We start from the raw sequence: 3810 nt of genomic DNA, 5'->3' as shown, positions 1-3810 counted from the left end.
GTCCGTAGATGCTCCGGTACGGCTGGCTCCTTGTCGAGGTGCTCGTTGATGCATGATGCCGACGATGGTGGCGCCACCGTGGTCGTGACCTCCCGGGCCGGCGTCGGCGTCGTGGTGGTGACCCGTTGGTCGGTGCTGGCGCCGGCCGGAATCGTGGTCGGCCCGGCTGCGGTCGGCTGCGGTTGCGTGCCGCCGCTCAGCGCCGCGAGTACCACGGCGGTGAGGCCGAGCACGATCAGCGGCAGCCCGGCTCCGGCCGAGTTGATCTTCGCTCCGTGGAACTCGATCTGTCCGCCTGGCCGGTCGGGGAACCGGAGCAGCACGAGGCCGCCGAACACGATGAGCAGGACGCCAATTGTGACCAGGGCCACAAGCACGTAACCGAGTGTGGTCAGCTGTGCTGGCATTGTCAACGTCTGGGATTCCAGACACTGTTGGGCCACCTCAGGTCGTGTGACTCGGGTGAGCGCGCTGGGATGGGGGGATGGATGTCGTGGTTCTCGACGGCGGGGTGTTGAGCCGTGAGCAGGTGGTGGCGGTTGCCCGGGATGGGGTGAGCGTCGAGGTGGCCGAGGCGGCGCTGGATGTGGTGGCGAAGTCGCGGGCGCATATCGAGGAGTTGGCGCGGGGGGAACAGCCGACGTATGGGGTGTCGACCGGGTTCGGGGCGTTGGCGACCCGGCACATTCCGCCGGATCGGCGGGCGGCGTTGCAGCGGTCGTTGATCCGGTCGCATGCGGCGGGGGCGGGGCCGGCGGTGGAGGTGGAGGTGGTGCGGGCCCTGATGCTGTTGCGGCTGCGGACGCTGGCCAGTGGACACACCGGGGTGCGACCGTCCACTGTGGAGTCGCTGGCGGCGTTGCTGAACGCGGGGATCGTGCCGGTGGTGCCGGAGTACGGCTCGTTGGGGTGCTCGGGCGATCTTGCGCCGCTGGCGGCGGTGGCGCTCGCGCTGATGGGGGAGGGTGAGGTGTTCGACGCCGAGGGGGCGCGGCGGCCGGCGGGGGACGTGTTGCTGGAGGCGGGGATCGACCGGGTGAGCCTGGCCGAGAAGGAGGGGTTGGCGCTGATCAACGGCACCGACGGGATGCTCGGCATGCTGGTGCTGGCGCTGCACGACCTGCACCGGCTGCTGGACGTCGCCGACCTGACCGCGGCGATGAGCGTGGAGGCGTTGCTCGGCACGGACCGGGTGTTCGCCGACGACCTGCAGAAACTGCGCCCGCACCCGGGGCAGGCGGTGTCGGCCGCGCGGATGGCGACGTTCCTCGCCGACTCGCCGATCGTGGCCAGCCACCGCGGGCCGGACTGCAACCGGGTGCAGGACGCGTACTCGCTGCGGTGTGCGCCCCAAGTACATGGGGCGGCGCGGGACGTGCTGGCCGCCGCCGAGGCGGTGGCCGACCGGGAACTGGCCGCGGCCATCGACAACCCGGTGGTGCTGGCGGACGGGCGGGTCGAGTCGAACGGCAACTTCCACGGCGCGCCGGTGGCCTACCAGCTCGACTTCCTGGCCATCCCGGTGGCGGACGTGGCGAGCATGGCCGAGCGGCGCACCGACCGGATGCTCGACGTGGCCCGCTCGCACGGGCTGCCGCCATTCCTGGCCGAGGACCCCGGCGTCGACTCCGGGCACATGATCGCCCAGTACACCCAGGCCGGGATCGTCTCCGAGCTCAAACGCCTTGCGGTGCCGGCAAGCGTGGACTCCATCCCGAGCTCGGCCATGCAGGAGGACCACGTCTCGATGGGCTGGTCCGCGGCCCGCAAGCTCCGCCGCGCGGTGGACGGCCTCACCACCGTGCTCGCCATCGAGCTGCTCACCGCCGCTCGCGCGCTGGACCTTCGGGCACCGCTGCAACCGGCCCCCACCACCGGAGCCGTGGTCGCCGCGCTGCGGAAGCGCGTTCCCGGGCCGGGCCCGGACCGGCATCTCGCGCCCGACATCGAAGCCGCGGAAGACCTGATCCGCCAAGGAGATCTGCCATGACGACCCCAGGACCCCGACCCGTGCGCGCCGCCCGGGGCACCACGCGAACCGCGAAGAGCTGGCCGACCGAGGCCGCGCTGCGGATGTTCCACAACAACCTCGACCCCGAGGTGGCCGAGCGGCCGGACGACCTCGTCGTGTACGGCGGCACGGGGAAGGCCGCGCGGAACTGGGCGAGCTTCGAGGCGATCACCCGGGAGCTGACCTCGTTGAACGAGGACGAGACGCTGCTGGTGCAGTCCGGGAAACCGGTCGGCGTGCTGCGGACGCACGAGTGGGCGCCGCGGGTGCTGATTGCGAACTCGAACCTGGTGGGGGACTGGGCGACCTGGCCGGAGTTCCGCCGGCTGGAGGGGCTGGGCCTCACCATGTACGGGCAGATGACCGCCGGCTCCTGGATCTACATTGGCACGCAAGGGATTCTGCAGGGAACCTATGAGACGTTCGCGGCGGTGGCGCGGAAGCGGTTCGGCGGCTCCCTGCGTGGCACCTTGACGCTGACCGCCGGGCTGGGCGGCATGGGTGGGGCCCAACCCTTGGCGATCACGATGAACGAGGGGGTGGCGCTGTGCGTGGAGGTCGATCCGGAGCGGGCACGGCGCCGGGTGGAAACCCGCTACCTGGACGAGATCGCCGACGATCTTGACGACGCGATCTCCCGGGCGGAGGAGGCGAAACGCGCCGGCCGGCCGCTGTCCGTCGCGGTGATCGGGAACGCCGCCGAGGTGGTGCCGGAGATCCTGCGCCGCGGGGTGGCCGTGGACGTGGTCACCGACCAGACCTCCGCGCACGATCCGTTGGCATACCTGCCCAAAGGAGTGTCCCTTGAGGACTGGGACGACTACGCGCGGAAGAAGCCGGACGAGTTCACCGACCGCGCGCGCGACTCGATGGCCGAGCATGTGGACGCCATGGTCGGCTTCCTGGACGCCGGCGCCGAGGTGTTCGACTACGGCAACTCGATCCGCGGCGAGGCCAAGCTCGGCGGATGCGAGCGGGCGTTCGACTTCCCCGGCTTCGTGCCCGCCTACATCCGGCCGCTGTTCTGCGAGGGCAAGGGTCCGTTCCGGTGGGCGGCGCTGTCCGGTGATCCCCAGGACATCGCGGTGACCGACCGGGCGATCCTGGAGCTGTTCCCGGAGAACGAGTCGCTGGCCCGCTGGATCCGGCTGGCCGGGGAACGCGTTGCGTTCCAAGGGCTTCCGGCGCGGATCTGCTGGCTCGGCTACGGCGAGCGGAACCTGGCCGGGGTGCGGTTCAACGAGCTGGTGGCGCGGGGCGAGATCGCGGCGCCGGTGGTGATCGGGCGTGATCACCTGGACTGCGGGTCGGTGGCCTCGCCGTACCGGGAGACCGAGGCGATGGCCGACGGCTCGGACGCGATCGCCGACTGGCCGCTGCTCAACGCGCTGGTGAACACGGCGTCCGGGGCGAGCTGGGTGTCGATCCACCACGGCGGCGGGGTCGGCATCGGCCGGTCGATCCACGCCGGGCAGGTCACCGTGGCCGACGGCACCGAGCTGGCCGCCGCGAAGATCGACCGGGTGCTCACCAACGACCCGGCCATGGGCGTGCTGCGGCATGTCGACGCCGGCTACGAGCAGGCCCGCGGGGTCGCCGCGGACCGCGGCCTCGCCATTCCGGTCGCGCCATGAGCGGCCTCGGGTACTCGACTTGTCGCGGGTACTTCCCGCGACAAGTGCGTCCTGTCGTGGGAACTTCCCGCGACAAGTCGGCCCAGGATTGGTGGGCGATGGTGTGAGCGGCCTCGACGATCTCGCCGGGATCGGGCGGGACTCCCGGCGCGGCGGCTACTCGCG

At 71.4% G+C, this 3810-nt stretch carries 3 protein-coding genes; 2 read left to right on the top strand and 1 reads right to left on the bottom strand.

Translation table 11 applies throughout. From position 1 onward, the window contains the following. On the bottom strand, nucleotides 1–377 hold a 377-nt coding region (locus VGR06_RS11605), incomplete at its 3' end, for a hypothetical protein (RefSeq protein ID WP_327559026.1). 107 nt (nucleotides 378–484) lie between these two features. Here VGR06_RS11605 and hutH point away from each other — a divergent pair. After that, entirely contained in the window at nucleotides 485–1990 is a 1506-nt protein-coding gene (hutH, locus tag VGR06_RS11600) for a histidine ammonia-lyase (RefSeq protein ID WP_327559025.1), read from the top strand. Further along, nucleotides 1987–3645, top strand: a complete 1659-nt coding sequence (gene hutU, locus VGR06_RS11595; protein ID WP_327559024.1) for a urocanate hydratase — start codon at nucleotides 1987–1989, stop codon at nucleotides 3643–3645. The genes hutH and hutU overlap by 4 nt, the downstream gene beginning before the upstream one ends. Nucleotides 3646–3810 lie beyond the last annotated feature (165 nt).

Source organism: Actinophytocola sp. (assembly GCF_036002505.1).
In the GTDB taxonomy this organism is placed as follows: domain Bacteria; phylum Actinomycetota; class Actinomycetes; order Mycobacteriales; family Pseudonocardiaceae; genus DASYTH01.
Note: the sequence above shows the minus strand (reverse complement) of the source record. Positions and strands in the feature narration are given on the sequence as shown.